Source organism: Streptosporangium sandarakinum (assembly GCF_013409935.1).
GTDB lineage: Bacteria > Actinomycetota > Actinomycetes > Streptosporangiales > Streptosporangiaceae > Streptosporangium > Streptosporangium nondiastaticum.
Window position 1 is genome coordinate 1,850,951 of record NZ_JACCCO010000001.1, and the last position, 14,539, is coordinate 1,865,489.

At 72.8% G+C, this 14,539-nt stretch carries 15 protein-coding genes and 2 riboswitches; of the genes, 8 read left to right on the plus strand and 7 right to left on the minus strand.

The window, feature by feature from the left end; all coding sequences use genetic code 11:
* Positions 1-101 precede the first annotated feature (101 nt).
* On the minus strand, positions 102-431 hold the full coding sequence (locus HDA43_RS08160) for a hypothetical protein (protein ID WP_179819132.1): 330 nt from the start codon (positions 429-431) through the stop codon (positions 102-104).
* Positions 432-469: 38 nt separating this feature from the next.
* Here HDA43_RS08160 and HDA43_RS08165 point away from each other — a divergent pair, with 38 nt between their 5' ends.
* The 3 genes from HDA43_RS08165 (at position 470) to HDA43_RS08175 (ending at position 2,946) form a co-directional block, all read left to right on the plus strand.
* The gene (locus HDA43_RS08165) at positions 470-1,000 is read left to right on the plus strand and encodes a PadR family transcriptional regulator (protein ID WP_179819133.1); all 531 of its coding nucleotides are present in this window, start codon (positions 470-472) and stop codon (positions 998-1,000) included.
* Positions 1,001-1,201: 201 nt separating this feature from the next.
* Positions 1,202-2,161, plus strand: a complete 960-nt coding sequence (locus HDA43_RS08170; RefSeq protein WP_179819134.1) for an efflux ABC transporter ATPase subunit, DrrA-related — start codon at positions 1,202-1,204, stop codon at positions 2,159-2,161.
* Positions 2,162-2,196: 35 nt separating this feature from the next.
* A complete protein-coding gene (locus HDA43_RS08175; protein ID WP_179819135.1) occupies positions 2,197-2,946 on the plus strand; it encodes an ABC transporter permease in 750 nt (249 codons plus the stop codon).
* Between the two features lie 54 nt (positions 2,947-3,000).
* Here HDA43_RS08175 and HDA43_RS08180 read toward each other — a convergent pair whose 3' ends face one another.
* Both HDA43_RS08180 and hutU read right to left on the minus strand, forming a co-directional pair.
* Positions 3,001-3,816 (minus strand): MurR/RpiR family transcriptional regulator, encoded by an 816-nt coding sequence (locus HDA43_RS08180; RefSeq protein ID WP_312873103.1) that lies wholly within the window; start codon positions 3,814-3,816, stop codon positions 3,001-3,003.
* Between the two features lie 141 nt (positions 3,817-3,957).
* On the minus strand, positions 3,958-5,613 hold the full coding sequence (gene hutU / locus HDA43_RS08185) for a urocanate hydratase (protein WP_179819137.1): 1,656 nt from the start codon (positions 5,611-5,613) through the stop codon (positions 3,958-3,960).
* A 460-nt stretch (positions 5,614-6,073) separates the two neighbouring features.
* Here hutU and HDA43_RS08190 point away from each other — a divergent pair, with 460 nt between their 5' ends.
* Entirely contained in the window at positions 6,074-6,391 is a 318-nt protein-coding gene (locus HDA43_RS08190) for a hypothetical protein (protein WP_179819138.1), read from the plus strand.
* 210 nt (positions 6,392-6,601) lie between these two features.
* Here the strand turns inward: HDA43_RS08190 and HDA43_RS08195 are convergent, their stop codons facing one another.
* The 4 genes from HDA43_RS08195 to HDA43_RS08210 form a co-directional block, all read right to left on the minus strand.
* Positions 6,602-6,802, minus strand: a complete 201-nt coding sequence (locus HDA43_RS08195; protein ID WP_179819139.1) for a CsbD family protein — start codon at positions 6,800-6,802, stop codon at positions 6,602-6,604.
* A 98-nt stretch (positions 6,803-6,900) separates the two neighbouring features.
* Positions 6,901-7,608, minus strand: coding sequence for a nucleotidyl transferase AbiEii/AbiGii toxin family protein (locus HDA43_RS08200; protein WP_312873104.1), 708 nt, complete (start codon positions 7,606-7,608; stop codon positions 6,901-6,903).
* 25 nt (positions 7,609-7,633) lie between these two features.
* Positions 7,634-7,948: a hypothetical protein gene (locus tag HDA43_RS08205; protein WP_179819140.1), complete on the minus strand. Its 315-nt coding sequence runs from the start codon at positions 7,946-7,948 to the stop codon at positions 7,634-7,636.
* Positions 7,949-7,955: 7 nt separating this feature from the next.
* On the minus strand, positions 7,956-8,795 hold the full coding sequence (locus tag HDA43_RS08210) for a hypothetical protein (protein WP_246423927.1): 840 nt from the start codon (positions 8,793-8,795) through the stop codon (positions 7,956-7,958).
* A 132-nt stretch (positions 8,796-8,927) separates the two neighbouring features.
* Positions 8,928-9,026, plus strand: a riboswitch (glycine riboswitch).
* Positions 9,027-9,121: riboswitch (glycine riboswitch) on the plus strand.
* 33 nt (positions 9,122-9,154) lie between these two features.
* Here HDA43_RS08210 and gcvT point away from each other — a divergent pair.
* The 4 genes from gcvT (at position 9,155) to HDA43_RS08230 (ending at position 14,343) form a co-directional block, all read left to right on the plus strand.
* Positions 9,155-10,246 (plus strand): glycine cleavage system aminomethyltransferase GcvT, encoded by a 1,092-nt coding sequence (gene gcvT / locus HDA43_RS08215; protein ID WP_179819141.1) that lies wholly within the window; start codon positions 9,155-9,157, stop codon positions 10,244-10,246.
* Positions 10,243-10,632, plus strand: a complete 390-nt coding sequence (gene gcvH, locus HDA43_RS08220; RefSeq protein WP_179819142.1) for a glycine cleavage system protein GcvH — start codon at positions 10,243-10,245, stop codon at positions 10,630-10,632. Before gcvT ends, gcvH begins: the two co-directional genes overlap by 4 nt.
* Before the next feature lie 77 nt (positions 10,633-10,709).
* Positions 10,710-12,086 (plus strand): L-serine ammonia-lyase, encoded by a 1,377-nt coding sequence (locus HDA43_RS08225; RefSeq protein WP_179819143.1) that lies wholly within the window; start codon positions 10,710-10,712, stop codon positions 12,084-12,086.
* A 337-nt stretch (positions 12,087-12,423) separates the two neighbouring features.
* Complete coding sequence (locus tag HDA43_RS08230) at positions 12,424-14,343, plus strand: glycosyltransferase 87 family protein (protein ID WP_179819144.1); 1,920 nt, start codon at positions 12,424-12,426, stop codon at positions 14,341-14,343.
* Positions 14,344-14,539 lie beyond the last annotated feature (196 nt).

Here is a 14,539-nt window from a genome sequence, read left to right on the forward strand (position 1 = left end):
TACTCCGGGCCCGCCGGCCCGCCGTCACCCCCTCCCGGCCCTGAGCAGCCCGGTTTCGCGACGCCGCCCGGGCCGGCGCCCGTCCGCCCGCAACGGTGCGGCTACCGGTACGGGCGGAAGGTCGCGGGGCCGGGCCGTTCCAGGGTCAGTGCGTACCCGCCGTGCGGATAGCGGTGGTCGTCCGGACGGACCCGGACCTCCCCGGCGGCGGCCTCCAGGATCACGCACCGGTACCACTCGCCGTCCCGCAGGAACTCCCAGTGCCCCATGAGCACCTCCAGCCCGGACCGCCGCACCTCCTCGGCCGCCCGGTCCTCGGGTCCGGGTTCGCCGAGCGGGTAACCGAACACGGTCAGCGGCTCCCAGCCGTCGCCGGCCCGCCGCAGGTAGCCCAGGAGGGCGCCGTCGTCGTCGCGTCTGATCTCTCTCACGGTTGACACCTTATACAAACTTGAATACAAATTTGCATATGTCCTCCACCCGCGTTCTCCTGCTCGGCGTGCTGCTCGACGGCCCGCTCCACGGCTACGAGGTACGGCGCCGCCTCGAAATCATGGGCACCCACCACTGGGCCAACGTGGCCTACGGCTCGATCTACCACGGCCTGGCCAAGATGGCCGACGAGGGCCTGCTGGAGCGGGTGGAGGAGGGCAGGGGCGGCAAGACCGTCTACGCGATCACCGAGGACGGCCGGTCGGAGTTCAATCGCCTGCTGCTGTCGAACTGGTGGGAGATCAAGCCGATCGTCGACCCGTTCCAGGTGGCGCTCACCTTCATGGACCGGCTGTCACCGGCCGAGCTGACCTCGGCGCTGGAGGCCAGGGCCGCCCAGCTCCGGTTCTCCGTCGAGATGGTCCGGCGGGCGATGGGCGGCAAGCAGGCCTACGGCGCCCCCCCGCACATCGACGAGTGCCTGCGGCTGAACGTCCTCCAGCTCCAGGCCCAGCTCACCTGGGTGGAGGAGGCCGTCGAGAAGGTCCGGAACGGCGAGCTGCCGTGAAAACCGGTTGAGGCTCCTCCCACTGGAGGGTTCACTCTCTTCTTCGGACGCGCCGTGAAACATCCGGGTGCGTCTTCCGGATACGCCTTCCGAACCTTCCGGGCACATCCCCCGGAACGGGGTGTCCGGGCGCCCCCTGAACGCCCTTGCCGGGAAACCCCCGGTACTCCGCACGACCCCCCATCCCCCGAACGGAGAATCATGATCATTGAGGCGCAGGGACTGCGCAAGACCTTCACCGCCCGGCGCGGGCGCGGTAAGGCCGAGGAGGTCGAGGCCGTCCGGGGCATCGACCTGAGCGTCGGCGAAGGTGAGATCTTCGCCGCGCTCGGCCCCAACGGCGCGGGCAAGACCACCACCGTCCGGATGCTCGCCACCTTCACCGTCCCCACCGCCGGGACCGCTCGGGTCGCCGGGTACGACGTGGTCACCGACGCCGCCAAGGTCCGCGAGCGGATCGGCTACGTCAGCCAGGCCGGCGGCGTGGACGACAACGCCCCCGGCCTGGAGAGCCTGGTGCTGGCCGCCCGCCTCGCGGGGGCCTCCCGCAGGGACGCGCTGGCCCGCGCCGGTGAGCTGCTGGAGACCTTCAGCCTGACCGAGGTCGCGAACCGCCCGGCGCGGACGCTCTCCGGCGGGCAGAAGCGCCGCTTCGCCCTGGCCATCGGCCTGGTGAACCGGCCGCCGCTGGTCTTCCTGGACGAGCCCACCACCGGCCTGGACCCGCAGAACCGCGCCAACCTCTGGGAGGAGATCCGCGCCCTGCGCGACGCGGGCACCAGCGTGCTGCTGACCACCCACTACCTCGACGAGGCCGACGCCCTGTGCGACCGGCTGGTCATCATCGACCACGGCCTGATCGTCGCCGAGGGCACCCCCGGCGGGCTGAAGAAGGAGATCGCGGGCGACGTCGTCACGCTGCGGACCGATGACCCGGCCGCGGCCCGGGAACTGCTGGCCGCGCAGCCGTACATCGCCGAGACGCGCCTGGAGGGGGAGGTCCTGCGCGCCTACCTCGACGACGGCGAGCACAGCCTGCCCGCCCTGCTGCGCGCCCTGGAGTCCGGGGGCGTGTCGATCGGCTCCATCTCCCTCGACCGGGCCACGCTCGACGACGTCTTCCTCAAGCACACCGGCCGCTCCCTGCGCGACGCCGCCTGACGCCCGCCGCCCCCGACCGAAGAAGGAACCCCCCGATGCTCCGGCACACCATGCTCTTCCTGGGCTACGAACTCGGCAACCTCCGCCGCAACCCCGCCTGGCCGCTGCTCGGCATCATGCAGCCCGTCCTCTACCTCCTGCTGTTCGCCCCGCTGCTGACCAAACTGACCCCGGGCGGGACGCTCTCCGAGGCGCTGGTCGTGTTCACCCCCGCCGCGCTGGTGATGATCGCCCTGTTCGGCTCGATGTTCACCGGGTTCGGCATGATCAACGAGACCCGGAACGGGGTGCTGGAACGGCTGGCGGTCAGCCAGGCGTGGCGGCCCTCGATCGTCCTCGGCCGGGTCGCCAAGGACATGATCATGCTGGTCCTGCAGTCGCTCCTGGTCCTCGGCGTGGCCTCACTGATGGGCCTGCGGATCTCCCTGTCCGCGATGGGCCTCATGCTGCTGCTCATGGCCGTCACCGGCCTGTTCGCCGCGAACCTGTCGTACGGCCTGGCGCTGTCGATCCGCGACGAGAACGGCATGTCGCAGATCGTGCAGTTCTTCCTGCTGCCGCTGATGCTGCTGTCGGGCCTGATGCTGCCGATCTCCCTCGGCCCCGACTGGATGCAGGCGGTCGCGAAGTTCAACCCGCTGTACTACGCGGTCGAGGCGGGCCGGGCGCTGTTCGCCGGGGACTTCTCAAGCGGCACGATCCCGACGGCCTTCGCGCTGTTCCTGGTCCTGGGCGTGCTCACCCTGACCTGGTCGGTCCGCTCACTGCGGAAGCTGGCCGGCTGACCCGCGCCGCCCGCTCCCCTTCTCCGCCGGGCGGCGGGGGCGGGCCGGCGCCGTCTACTCGACGAAGACCCCGCCCTGGTCGGTCATCCGCTCGTACTCCTCCAGGCGGGCCTGGGTGCGCAGCGGCGCCGCGTCGGCCATGGCCTCCACCAGCACCATGGCCAGGGCGAGCGGCGCCGCGTGCGAGTCGAACACCAGCCGCTCGCCGACCGGCGCGTCCAGCAGGACGTCGGCCTCGAACGGCACGTCGCGCCGGTCGGTGATCACCGCGGTCCGCAGGCCCAGCTCGCGGGCCCGCCCCAGGGCGGCGACCGCCTCGGCGGGGTAGCGGGGCAGGACCACCGCGACCAGCCAGCCCGCCCCGGCGCGGCGCGCGGCGTGCAGACCGTCGGCCAGCTCGGAGCCGCCGTGGACCATCAGGCGGACGTCCGGGTGGATGCGGCGGGCGAAGTAGGCGAACGTGGTGGCCAGCCCGCTGGAGACGCGCAGCCCCAGCACCGGCAGCGGCTCGCACGCGGCGAGCGCGGCGCCCAGCTCGGCGACGGACGACGGGTCGGCCAGGCCCTCGCGCACGCTGCGCAGGTTGCCGATCTCGACGTCGATGGCGGTCTGCAGGTCGTTGGCGCGCGGCGGGACCTGGTCGCCCACCACGAGGGGCCGCAGCGCCTGCCGCAGCTCGGGGTAGCCGGCGAAGCCGAGCCCGACGGCGAACCTGGTCACCGACGGCTGACTCACCCCGACCCGGTCGGCCAGCTCCACGCTGGACAGGAAGATCGCCTCATCCAGGTGGTCGCCGAGATAGCGGGCGATCCGCCGCTGCACGGGCGACAGCCGCCGGCCCTCAAGAAGTCGATCGAGTCCGTCCCCCACGTCCCCTCCAACCGCCGGGCCGCGCGCGGGCATTCCCGCATCCACCGCGCGTCCGCCGCGTATCCGCCCGAGCCGGGCCCGTCCGCGCTTCGTCCGGTGGCGGGCCCGGCCGGTACGGTCCGGCGCGGGCCCGCGGGCCGGTCAGGACTCGCGCATCGGGACGCGGACGCCGCGCTCCTCCGCCACCGCGGCCGCCTCGTCGTAGCCGGCGTCGACGTGCCGCATCACGCCGGTCCCCGGGTCGTTGGTCAGGACCCGGTTCAGCTTCTCCGCGCCGAGCCGGGTGCCGTCGGCGACGGTGACCTGACCGGCGTGGATCGACCGGCCGATGCCGACGCCGCCGCCGTGGTGGATGGAGACCCACGCGGCGCCGGAGGCGACGTTGAGCATGGCGTTCAGCAGCGGCCAGTCGGCGATCGCGTCGGAGCCGTCGGCCATGCCCTCGGTCTCCCGGTACGGCGACGCCACCGACCCGCAGTCGAGGTGATCGCGGCCGATCACCAGCGGGGCCTCGATCTCGCCCGAGGCGACCATGTCGTTGAACCGCTCCCCGGCCAGGTGGCGCTCGCCGTACCCGAGCCAGCAGATCCGGGCGGGCAGCCCCTGGAAGTGGACCTTCTCCTCGGCCATCCTGATCCAGCGGGCCAGCGGCTCGTTGTCGGGGAACAGATCCAGGATCGCCCGGTCGGTCCGGGCGATGTCGGCGGGGTTGCCCGACAGCGCCGCCCAGCGGAACGGGCCCTTGCCCTCGCAGAACAGCGGCCGGATGTAGGCGGGCACGAAGCCGGGGAAGTCGAAGGCCCGCTCGAAGCCGCCCAGCTTCGCCTCACCCCGGATGGAGTTGCCGTAGTCGAAGACCTCGGCGCCGGCGTCCTGGAAGCCGACCATGGCCTCGACGTGCCGGGCCATGGACTCGCGGGCCCTGCGGGTGAAGCCCGCCGGGTCCTTGTCCCGCTCGGCGGTCATGTCCTCGAAGGCCATGCCGGACGGCAGGTACATCAGCGGGTCGTGCGCCGACGTCTGGTCGGTGACGATGTCGATCTCGGCGCCGCGGCGCAGCAGCTCGGGGAAGGCGTCGGCGGCGTTGGCCTCGACACCGATGCTGAGCGGCTCGCGCCGGTCGCGGGCGGCGTAGGCCAGGCGCAGCGCCTCGTCGAGGTCGGCGGCGCGGACGTCCAGGTAGCGGTGCTCGATGCGGCGGTCGATGGACCGGGGGTCGCAGTCGACACAGATCACCACGCCGCCGTTCATGGTCACGGCCAGCGGCTGGGCGCCGCCCATGCCGCCGAGTCCGGCCGTCAGCGTGATCGTCCCGGCGAGCGAGCCGCCGAACCGCTTGGCGGCGACGGCGGCGAAGGTCTCGTAGGTGCCCTGCAGGATGCCCTGGGTGCCGATGTAGATCCAGGAGCCGGCCGTCATCTGCCCGTACATGGTCAGGCCCGCGGCCTCCAGGCGGCGGAACTCCTCCCAGTTCGCCCAGTCGGGCACCAGGTTGGAGTTGGCGATGAGGACCCGCGGCGCCCACTCGTGGGTGCGGAACACCCCGACCGGACGGCCGGACTGCACGAGCAGCGTCTCGTCGCCCTCCAGCGTGGTCAGGGTACGGACGATCGCGTCGAAGGAACGCCAGTCGCGCGCGGCCCGGCCCGAACCGCCGTAGACGACGAGCTGCTCGGGATGCTCGGCCACCTCCGGGTCCAGGTTGTTCTGGATCATACGGAGTGCCGCCTCCTGCGGCCATCCCCTGGCGGTGAGCGTGGTGCCGCGCGGGGCGCGCACGGTCCGGCTGCCGGTCATGACCGAGCCTCCTCATCATCATGAATGAATGCATTCATATTTGTCACCCGGAGGCCACGGGTCAACCCGGGCCGGAAGGAGGCCCGACGCGGAAGGCCCCGACGCGAGAGGGCCGGCGCGGGAGGCCCGACGCGAGAGGGCGCCCCGGCCGCCGCCGGGACGCCCTCCGTTTCCGGCCGTCCTCCGCCCCCGCCATGACCCTCGTCCCGCACGGACTGGGCGAAGGGGGATGAGCCGGGAGCGCCCACTGGACGCTCCGATGCGAAGAAGAGGCTCCGCACAGGCCAGGTGCCCGGTTTCCGGAGCGGCGAATCAGCGGAGGGCGGGGTCTTCCGAAGTATCTCGCCACCCGCTACACAGATTTTTCGCAATCCCCTCCGAAGGCTTGAGGCGGTCACCTGGGGGGATGGTGACGGTCAGGGGATCTGCCGAATGCCGGAAGCGCCAGGAGGGGATCGGCATGACGGACGCGGACGACGCGAACCTGCCCGGCGGTTCGGATCTGACGGGGGTGTCGGGCGACGCGGCGGACATCGGCCCGTCCGTCGACGCGGACCTGACCACGGAGCAGGCGGCGGTCTTCCGGGCCGTCTCGGAGCTGGAGAGCTCCGTCGGGCCGGGGCACGTGGCGGAGATCGCGCGGGCGGCGGGGCTGGACCCCGGGCGCGTCGAGGAGGTGCTGGAGGAGCTGATCGGCGGGCCCGGCCTGGTCGTCGCCGCCACCGACCCCTGGCACCCCGAGCTCGGGCCCCGCTACCAGGTGCAGAGCCCGGACTAGCCGCGCCACCGGACACGGCGCCCGGACCGGCCGCCCGCTCACGGGAAGTCCCCTTGCGCGGGAGCCCGTCCGCGGAGAGGACGGCGCCGCCGCGGAGAGGACGACCGCGGAGGGAACGGCCGCGCCGGGCACCGGCGCCCCACGGCCCGGAGGGGGAGCACGAGCCGCGGAGCGCCGGCGCCCGGCGCGGCCGGGCGGAGGGTACGGACGTCAGCCGCGACGGGCGGCGCCGTACTCCCTGCGCATCTCGGCCACGGTGTCCAGGATCTCGTCCTGGGTCTTGAGAAGCCTGGCCTCGGCCTCCTCGGTCCGCCCCTCGGCGGCGAGCCGCCGGTCGCCGATCCGGCCGCCCAGCTTCCGCTTGGCCCTTGCCTTCATCTCACGCAGATTGAGCTTCTCGACGAGACCCACGATCCACACTCCTTCGGCAGGCAGGCCGTTCAGCTTCCCGCCGAGCGGCCGGATATGCCTCGCGCGGGGCCGGATGTGCCCGCGCGGGAAGGACACGGTCAGCCGACCTCGGGGAGGTCGTCGTGTTCGGCGCCGTACTCGGCGTCGCCGTCCTCCGGGCGGCGGAGTTTGATGTCCTCCACCCAGGCGGCGCAGTACCGGCGGATCCCGGCGATCTCCTCCGCCGTCAGGCCGTACGCCTCGAAGTCCTCGTCAGCGATCAGCTCGACGAACTCCAGGCGCATCACCAGCTCGGCGGGCGAGAACTCCTCGTTGTGCAGGCGGGCGAGGTGCTCCAGCTCGCGGAAGCCGTACAGGTGGGAGACCGAGACGACGTCGATGACGTCGCGGGCGAGGCTGCGCTCGTGCAGGGCGCGCATCTTCAGCCCGACCGCGTCGTCCAGGGAGACCACGGACACGTCGCCGACGACCACGGGCCCGCGCTGCAGCGCCTCCCTGAGCAGGTCGAACTCGCAGCTCTGCTCGGTCACCGGGTCGCTCGCCACCAGCCGCGCCATCCGGGGCCCGGACTCCACCACGGTGGCGTCCAGCCCGGCGTCCCGGAACGCCTCGGCGACGGCGTCGGCCACGTCGGGCAGCGGCGTCTCGGCGGCGGTGGCGAAGTCGAGGTCGTTGCTCGGGCGCTCGGTGAGGCCGTGGGCGTTCATGGCGTAGCCGCCGGCCAGCACGAGGCCGAACCGGTCGCAGACCGGCAGGACGGCCCGGAGCATCCGCTCCTGCAACGGGGGCAGTCGTATCGCGTCCACCCGGCTCGCTCCCCTCCGCTCGCGCTCATCCCAACGCGGAGATCTTGCCCTCCCAGGCCCTGCGGTAACTCGGCCCGAGCCCGCGGCGCAGCAGGGGCCAGTCGGCGAGGAGGATCCCGGCGTTGAGGTACGTCTCGGCGTCCTCGCGCCCTCCGCCGGTGATGATCGTCCGGTACAGGCTCATCCGCAGCAGCCGGTTGCCCAGGTCGAACTCGGTCAGGCCCGACCAGGCCAGGTGGACGGGCAGGCTGACCACCCCGGTGGCGGGGCCGCGCAGGTCGGCGAGGGAGTCGGGCACCCGGTGCGCCACGCCCTCCCAGCGGGAGGGAAGCCCGCTCACGGCCGGCTCATTCCCGGCCCGCGATGTGCTCGTGGCGGCCCCGGCCCGCGGCGTGCTCCTGGCGGTCCTGGAGCCTGGCCAGGCGGCGGGTGGAGGGCAGGTCGTGCCGGCCGGAGACGAACTCCTGGAAGGCGATCTTCGCGCGGATGACCGGGTGCCGCCAGCGCCTCTCCCGGTGCACCGCCCTGGCCATCTTCCGGGGCCGGGGCCGCCGGGAGCCGGGCGCCATGAACCAGTGCGCCCACGGCGAGCCCGGGCGGGCCAGCCGCACCGCCCCCACGATCAGCAGCGGCGGCAGGAACAGACCGGCCAAACCGGTCCAGATCTTCCCCTTGAGGAGGGTGACCACGGCCAGCACGAGGTTCGCCACGATCGCGCCGGCGGTGAGCCACGCCCCGCGCGGCGTGCCGTCGGAGTCCTCCCAGCCCAGCGGGCGCAGGCCGGTGAGGAGCAGACCGGTTATCGCGATCGCGGTGAACACCGCGTCCACCGACGCCCGTCCCTCCTCCTCCCAGTAGACGTCGCGGAGGTGCAGGATCAACGCGAACTCGTCCAGGATCAGGGCGGCCCCCACGCCGAAGACGGCGGCGGTCACGGCGTACCAGCCCTGGGAGATGCCCGAGACGACCAGCCCCGCCACCCCGCCCAGCAGGGTCAGCACCACACCGAACACCACGTGGTGGATGTGCATGTCGCCGACGCTGACGTCGCCGAACCAGCCGATCTTCGCCCGGATCAGCCGGACGTTGATCCGGGTCAGCACGAACGCCACGATCAGCGCGACGAAGAAGCAGAACAGCGGCAGCCGTCCCGTGTCCAGGATCCTCTCGCGGAAGAAGTCGTCCATCGATTCATCAGACTATGCAAGGAATCTCCACGGTACGGCTGCCCCGCCGTACGGCCGGACGAAGGCGCACGTTTCCCCCGGCAAGGGATTTCGCTCGGCGGGCACGGCCGGTTAGGCTGGCCACGGCACCGATGAACCCGTGCGGGAGAGCGTCCTGACATCCAGGCCAGGACCCCTGAAGGAGCAAGCCCTCCCCGCGAACCTCTCAAGGCAAAGGACCGTGCGGGTAGGTGATCTCTGGAAAGCAGGCCACGTGGCCTCGCCGAAGGTGAAAGTCCGGCAAAAACCGGGCGAAGCTCTCAGGCATCAATGACAGAGGGGGAGGATGCTCTCATCCGTCCCCTGCCTGAGGTGCGAACATGTCCCGACCCACGCCGCTGCGCGGCGTCCACGAGGCTCTCGGCGCCACCCTGACCGACTTCGCGGGCTGGCTGATGCCGCTGCGCTACGGCAGCGAGTCCGCCGAGCACAACGCGGTCCGCCAGGCGGCGGGCCTGTTCGACCTCTCCCACATGGGCGAGATCTTCGTGACCGGCCCGCAGGCCGGTGAGGCCCTCGACTACGCGCTGGTCGGCCACCTGTCGGCGCTGGAGCCGGGCCGCGCCCGCTACACCATGATCGTCGACCCGGACGGCGGCGTGCTGGACGACCTGATCGTCTACCGCCTGACCGCCGACGAGTTCATGGTCGTCGCCAACGCGTCCAACTACCCCCGGGTCGCCGCCGAGCTGACCGGCCGGGCCAAGGACTTCGACGCCGCGGTGGACGACCGCTCCGAGCAGTACGCGCTGGTCGCGGTGCAGGGCCCGAACTCGCGCGCCATCCTCGGCGGGCTCACCGACGCCGACCTCGACGGCCTGAAGTACTACGCCGGCCTGCCCGCGACCGTCGCCGGGATCCAGGTCCTCATCGCCCGCACCGGCTACACCGGCGAGGACGGCTTCGAGCTGTTCGCCGCCGCCGGTGACGCCGAGCCGCTGTGGGCGGCGCTGACCGAGGCGGGCGGCCCGCACGGCCTGGTCCCGGCGGGCCTGTCCGCCCGCGACACGCTCCGCCTGGAGGCGGGCATGCCGCTGTACGGCAACGAGCTGACCGCCGAGCTGACCCCGTTCGACGCCGGGCTCGGCCGTGTGGTGAGGTTTGACAAACCGGGCGACTTCGTCGGCCGGGCCGCCCTGGAGCCTCTCAGGGACGTCCCGCCCGCGCGCCGCCTGGTCGGACTGATCGCGACCGGCCGCAGGGTGCCCCGCCACGGCTACCCGGTGGTCGTCGCCGACGACGGCGCCGTCGTCGGCGAGGTGACCAGCGGAGCCCCGTCCCAGACCCTCGGCCGGCCCATCGCCATGGCCTACGTGGACAGTGACCGCTCCGAGGGTCTGGCCGTGAGCATCCGGGGTACCCATGAAGCGGTCGAGGTCGTCGACCTGCCTTTCTACAGGAGGAAAAAGTGAGCAGCATTCCCGGTGACCTGCAGTACACCAAGGAGCACGAGTGGGTCGCGGGCATCGACGACGGCCTGACCCTCACCGTGGGCGTCACGGCCTACGCCGCCGAGGCCCTCGGTGACGTGGTCTACGTGCAGGTCCCTGAGGTCGGTTCCACCGTCGCCGCGGGCGACGCGGTCGGCGAGGTCGAGTCGACCAAGTCGGTGAGCGACATCTTCGCCCCGGTGGGCGGCGAGATCACCGAGATCAACGAGTCGGTCGTGGACGACCCGTCGCTGGTCAACAGCGACCCCTACGGCGAAGGCTGGCTCTTCCGCATCCGCATGGAGGGCGAGCCCGAGGACCTCCTGTCCGCCGAGGAGTACGGCGTGCTCACCTCCGGTGAGTCCTGACCTCCTCTCACCAGAGCCGTGACCACGCGGGCCGCGGGGCGCGCGTGGTCACGGCGACGCAAGCAAGGACCAGATCAATGGCGATCAGCGTCTTCGATCTCTTCAAGATCGGTATCGGCCCGTCCAGTTCGCACACCGGCGGCCCGATGGCCGCGGCGCACAGGTTCGCCCGCGGCCTCGCCCAGGACGGGCTGCTGGAGAAGACCGCGCGGGTCGAGGCGATCCTGTACGGCTCGCTCGGGCTGACCGGCAAGGGCCACGGCAGCGACAAGGCCGTCCTGCTCGGCCTGTCGGGCGAGAAGCCCGAACTGGTGGACGTCGACACCGTCGACGAACGGCTGGCCGCCATGCGCGAGAGCGGGACCGTCCGGCTGTACGGCTCGCACGAGATCCCCTTCGTGGTCGGTGAGGACCTCGTCTTCGAGCGGAAGATCTCGCTGCCGCACCACCCCAACGGCATGCGCTTCACCGCCTTCTCCGAGGCGGGCGACACGCTCCGCGAGAAGGTCTACTACTCGGTGGGCGGCGGGTTCGTGGTGGACGAGAACGCCACCGGCGCCGACCGGATCAAGCCGGACGACACCGCGGTGCCGTACCCCTTCACGACCGGCGCCGAGCTGCTGGCGCACTGCGCCGAGACCGGCCTGTCGATCTCCGGGCTGATGATGGAGAACGAGAAGGCGTTCGGCCGCTCCGCGCAGGAGATCCGCGACGGCCTGCTGAACCTGTGGCGGGTCATGGGCGAGTGCGTGCGGCGCGGCATCGACAAGGAGGGCGTGCTGCCCGGCGGGCTGAAGGTCCGCCGCCGGGCCCACCAGCTCCACCGGCGGCTCAGTGGCGAGTCGCCCGAGCGGGACCCGCTGCAGGCGATGGACTGGGTCTCGCTGTACGCGCTGGCGGTGAACGAGGAGAACGCGGCCGGCGGCCGGATCGTCACCGCCCCGACGAACGGCGCCGCGGGCATCATCCCGGCCGTGCTCACCTACTACCATCGGTTCACGCCGACGCCCGGCGAGGACGGCGTGGTGCGCTTCCTGCTCACCGCCGGGGCGATCGGCGTGCTGTTCAAGGAGAACGCCTCCATCTCCGGCGCCGAGGTCGGCTGCCAGGGCGAGGTCGGCTCGGCCTGCTCGATGGCCGCGGCCGGGCTCACCGAGGCGCTGGGCGGCACCCCGGAGCAGGTGGAGAACGCCGCCGAGATCGGCATCGAGCACAACCTCGGCCTGACCTGCGATCCGATCGGCGGGCTGGTGCAGATCCCGTGCATCGAGCGCAACGCGGTGGCCTCGATCAAGGCGATCACCGCCGCCCGGATCGCGCTGCGCGGCGACGGCCGGCACTTCGTCTCGCTGGACAAGGCGATCAAGACGATGCGCGACACCGGCCGGGACATGCTCGACAAGTACAAGGAGACCAGCCGCGGCGGGCTCGCGGTGAACGTCATCGAGTGCTGACCCGCCACCGGCCCGGCAGGGGTCTCCCCCGCCGGGCCCGGTCCGGTCGCCGGTACGGCACGGCGGACGGGCCTCCACGCCGGATTCGATCCGGCGGCCGGGGCGGCACGGCGGACGGATCTCCCCCCCCCCCCCCCCCCCCGCCGGATTCGGCCCGGGTTCCCCGCCCTCCGGAGCGGCCGCCGCGCGGGAACGTCTCCGGTGCGAGACCACCGAATCGGCATAAAAGCCACCTTCTCGCACCTGATCTTCGTCGCGCGGCCTATGCTGGTTGGCTCGTCGCGGAGGTCCCGGCCGCAGGGGCCTCCCGCCCCAGACGAACCCGGGAGGTCGGAAGGTGTCAGCGGGAGTACGTCCGGACCGCCGTTCCCCGCGCATCCTCCGCCTCCTCGGCGCCCACCGGATATTCCTGGCCGCGCTGCTGGCCGGGGGCGCGCTGCGGGCCCTGGCCGTGCTCGGCTACCGCCCGGCCCTGTGGTTCTGGGCCGACTCCTTCGTCTACCTCAACGGCGGCCTCGACCCGCGGCCCATGGAGTCGCGGCCCGCGGGATACTCGCTGTTCCTGTGGCTGCTGCACCCGCTGTCCAGCGTGCCGGCCGTCGTCGTGGTCCAGCACCTGCTGGGCCTGGCCACGGCGGCCTGCGTCTACCTCGTGCTGCGCCGTCAGGGCGGCCTGCCCGGCTGGGGCGCCACGCTCGCCGCCCTGCCGGTCCTGCTGGACGTCCACCAGGTCCAGCTCGAACACCTCGTCATGGCCGACTCCCTGATGGAGTTCCTCGCGGTGCTGGCCGTCACGCTGCTGATGCGGCGGGAGCGGCCGGGCGTCCGGGCCGGTCTGCTCGCCGGGCTGCTGCTGGCCGCGGCGACCGCCACCCGGACGATCGGCCTGCCGCTGACCGCCGTCGTCCTCGTCTGCCTGGTGATCCGCCGGGCCGGCTGGCGGGCGGTCACCGCCACCGCCGTGGCCGCCGCGCTGGGCCTCGGCGCCTACGCCGCCTGGTTCCGCTCCGAGTACGGCACCTACGGGATGACCCGGGGCAACGCCTTCCTGTACGCGCGCACGCTCACCTTCGCCGACTGCGCGAAGATCAGGCCGGCCGGCCCGGAGGCCGCCCTGTGCCCCGACGAACCGGTCGGCGAGCGCAAGGCCCCGCCGGTCTACATCTGGGACGGTTCCTCCCCGCTGAACAAGGTCAAGGGGAGCTGGGCCGAGCGCGACCGGCTCGCCGGCGACTTCGCCGCCCAGGCCATCAGGGCACAGCCCCTCGACTTCCTGCGCACCGGTCTGGCCGACGTGGTCCACATCTTCGACTGGAACCGCCGCGTCTACCCCACCCCCGGCCCGCAGAGCGCCTACGTCTTCCCGGAGACGGCCAGGCCCTTCCCCAAGGGGACCGCCTCCCAGGGCCGGACGGCCGAGGAGATCACCGTCGCCTACCAGGGCGCCTCCGGCCGGCCCGTGCTGGCCGAGCCGTACGCCGGGCTGCTCCGCGACTACCAGCTGTACGGCTACCTGCGCGGCCCGTTCATCGCCGTGATCGCGCTGATCGGCCTGGCCGGCGTCCTGGCGCGCGTCCGGCGGCTCGGCGGCGTCGTGCTGCTGCCGTGGGCGGCCGGCGCGACGCTGCTGGCGCTGCCGCCGTTCATCGCGGCCTTCGACCACCGGTACGTGGTGCCCGCGCTGCCGTTCGCCTGCCTGGCGGCCGGGCTGGCCTTCTCCCGGGCCTCCCGGGAGGCCCGGGACGCGTCCGGCCCGGCGGTCCCGACGGCCGGGTTGAGCGACCTGCTCGTGCATCCGCTCCCGCCCGCGGCGGCGGGGTCGCCCATGACGGCCGGCGCCTTCCCCGGCGCCTTCCCCGGCGCCTTCCCGGATGCGGGTGACCGGGACCCGTGGGCGGACCGGCCGGCGGCGCCCGCCGCACCGGCCGGGTCCCGGGCCGGAGGGTCAGCGCCGTCCGACGTGCAGCCGGACGACCGCCCCGAGATCGTCGTCGCCGACCGTCCGGCGCACCTTGCCGACCGCGTCGCGGTTCAGCCGCGCGACGAGCTTCGCGAGATCCGACGACGGCCCGCAGGTCACCGAGATCCGCAGCCGGTCGCATTTGACCCACCGGACGCGGATCCGGCTGAGCCCTTCGATTTCTTTAAGCGCAACCCCCAGCATGGCGGTCGCGCTGCCGCTCCGGCTCCCCCATCGTCCCAGCCCCACGGCCCGGATCAGCCAGCGGATCGACAGCAGCGCCAGCGCCGTCAGTAGCAGCGCGGCCACCCACCCCGCCCACGGGTGCTCGGCCGCGTGGGCGGGCAGCCCGCGGGGCAGCAGGCGCTCCCCACGCGGCCAGGGGAGCCTGCCCTCCCCGCGCAGGAAGCCGTAGAGGCCAGCCGCGGCCAGCGCCAGCCCGACGACGGCGAGCCCGACGCGGTTTCCCCGGTACGGCCTCATCCGCGATCCC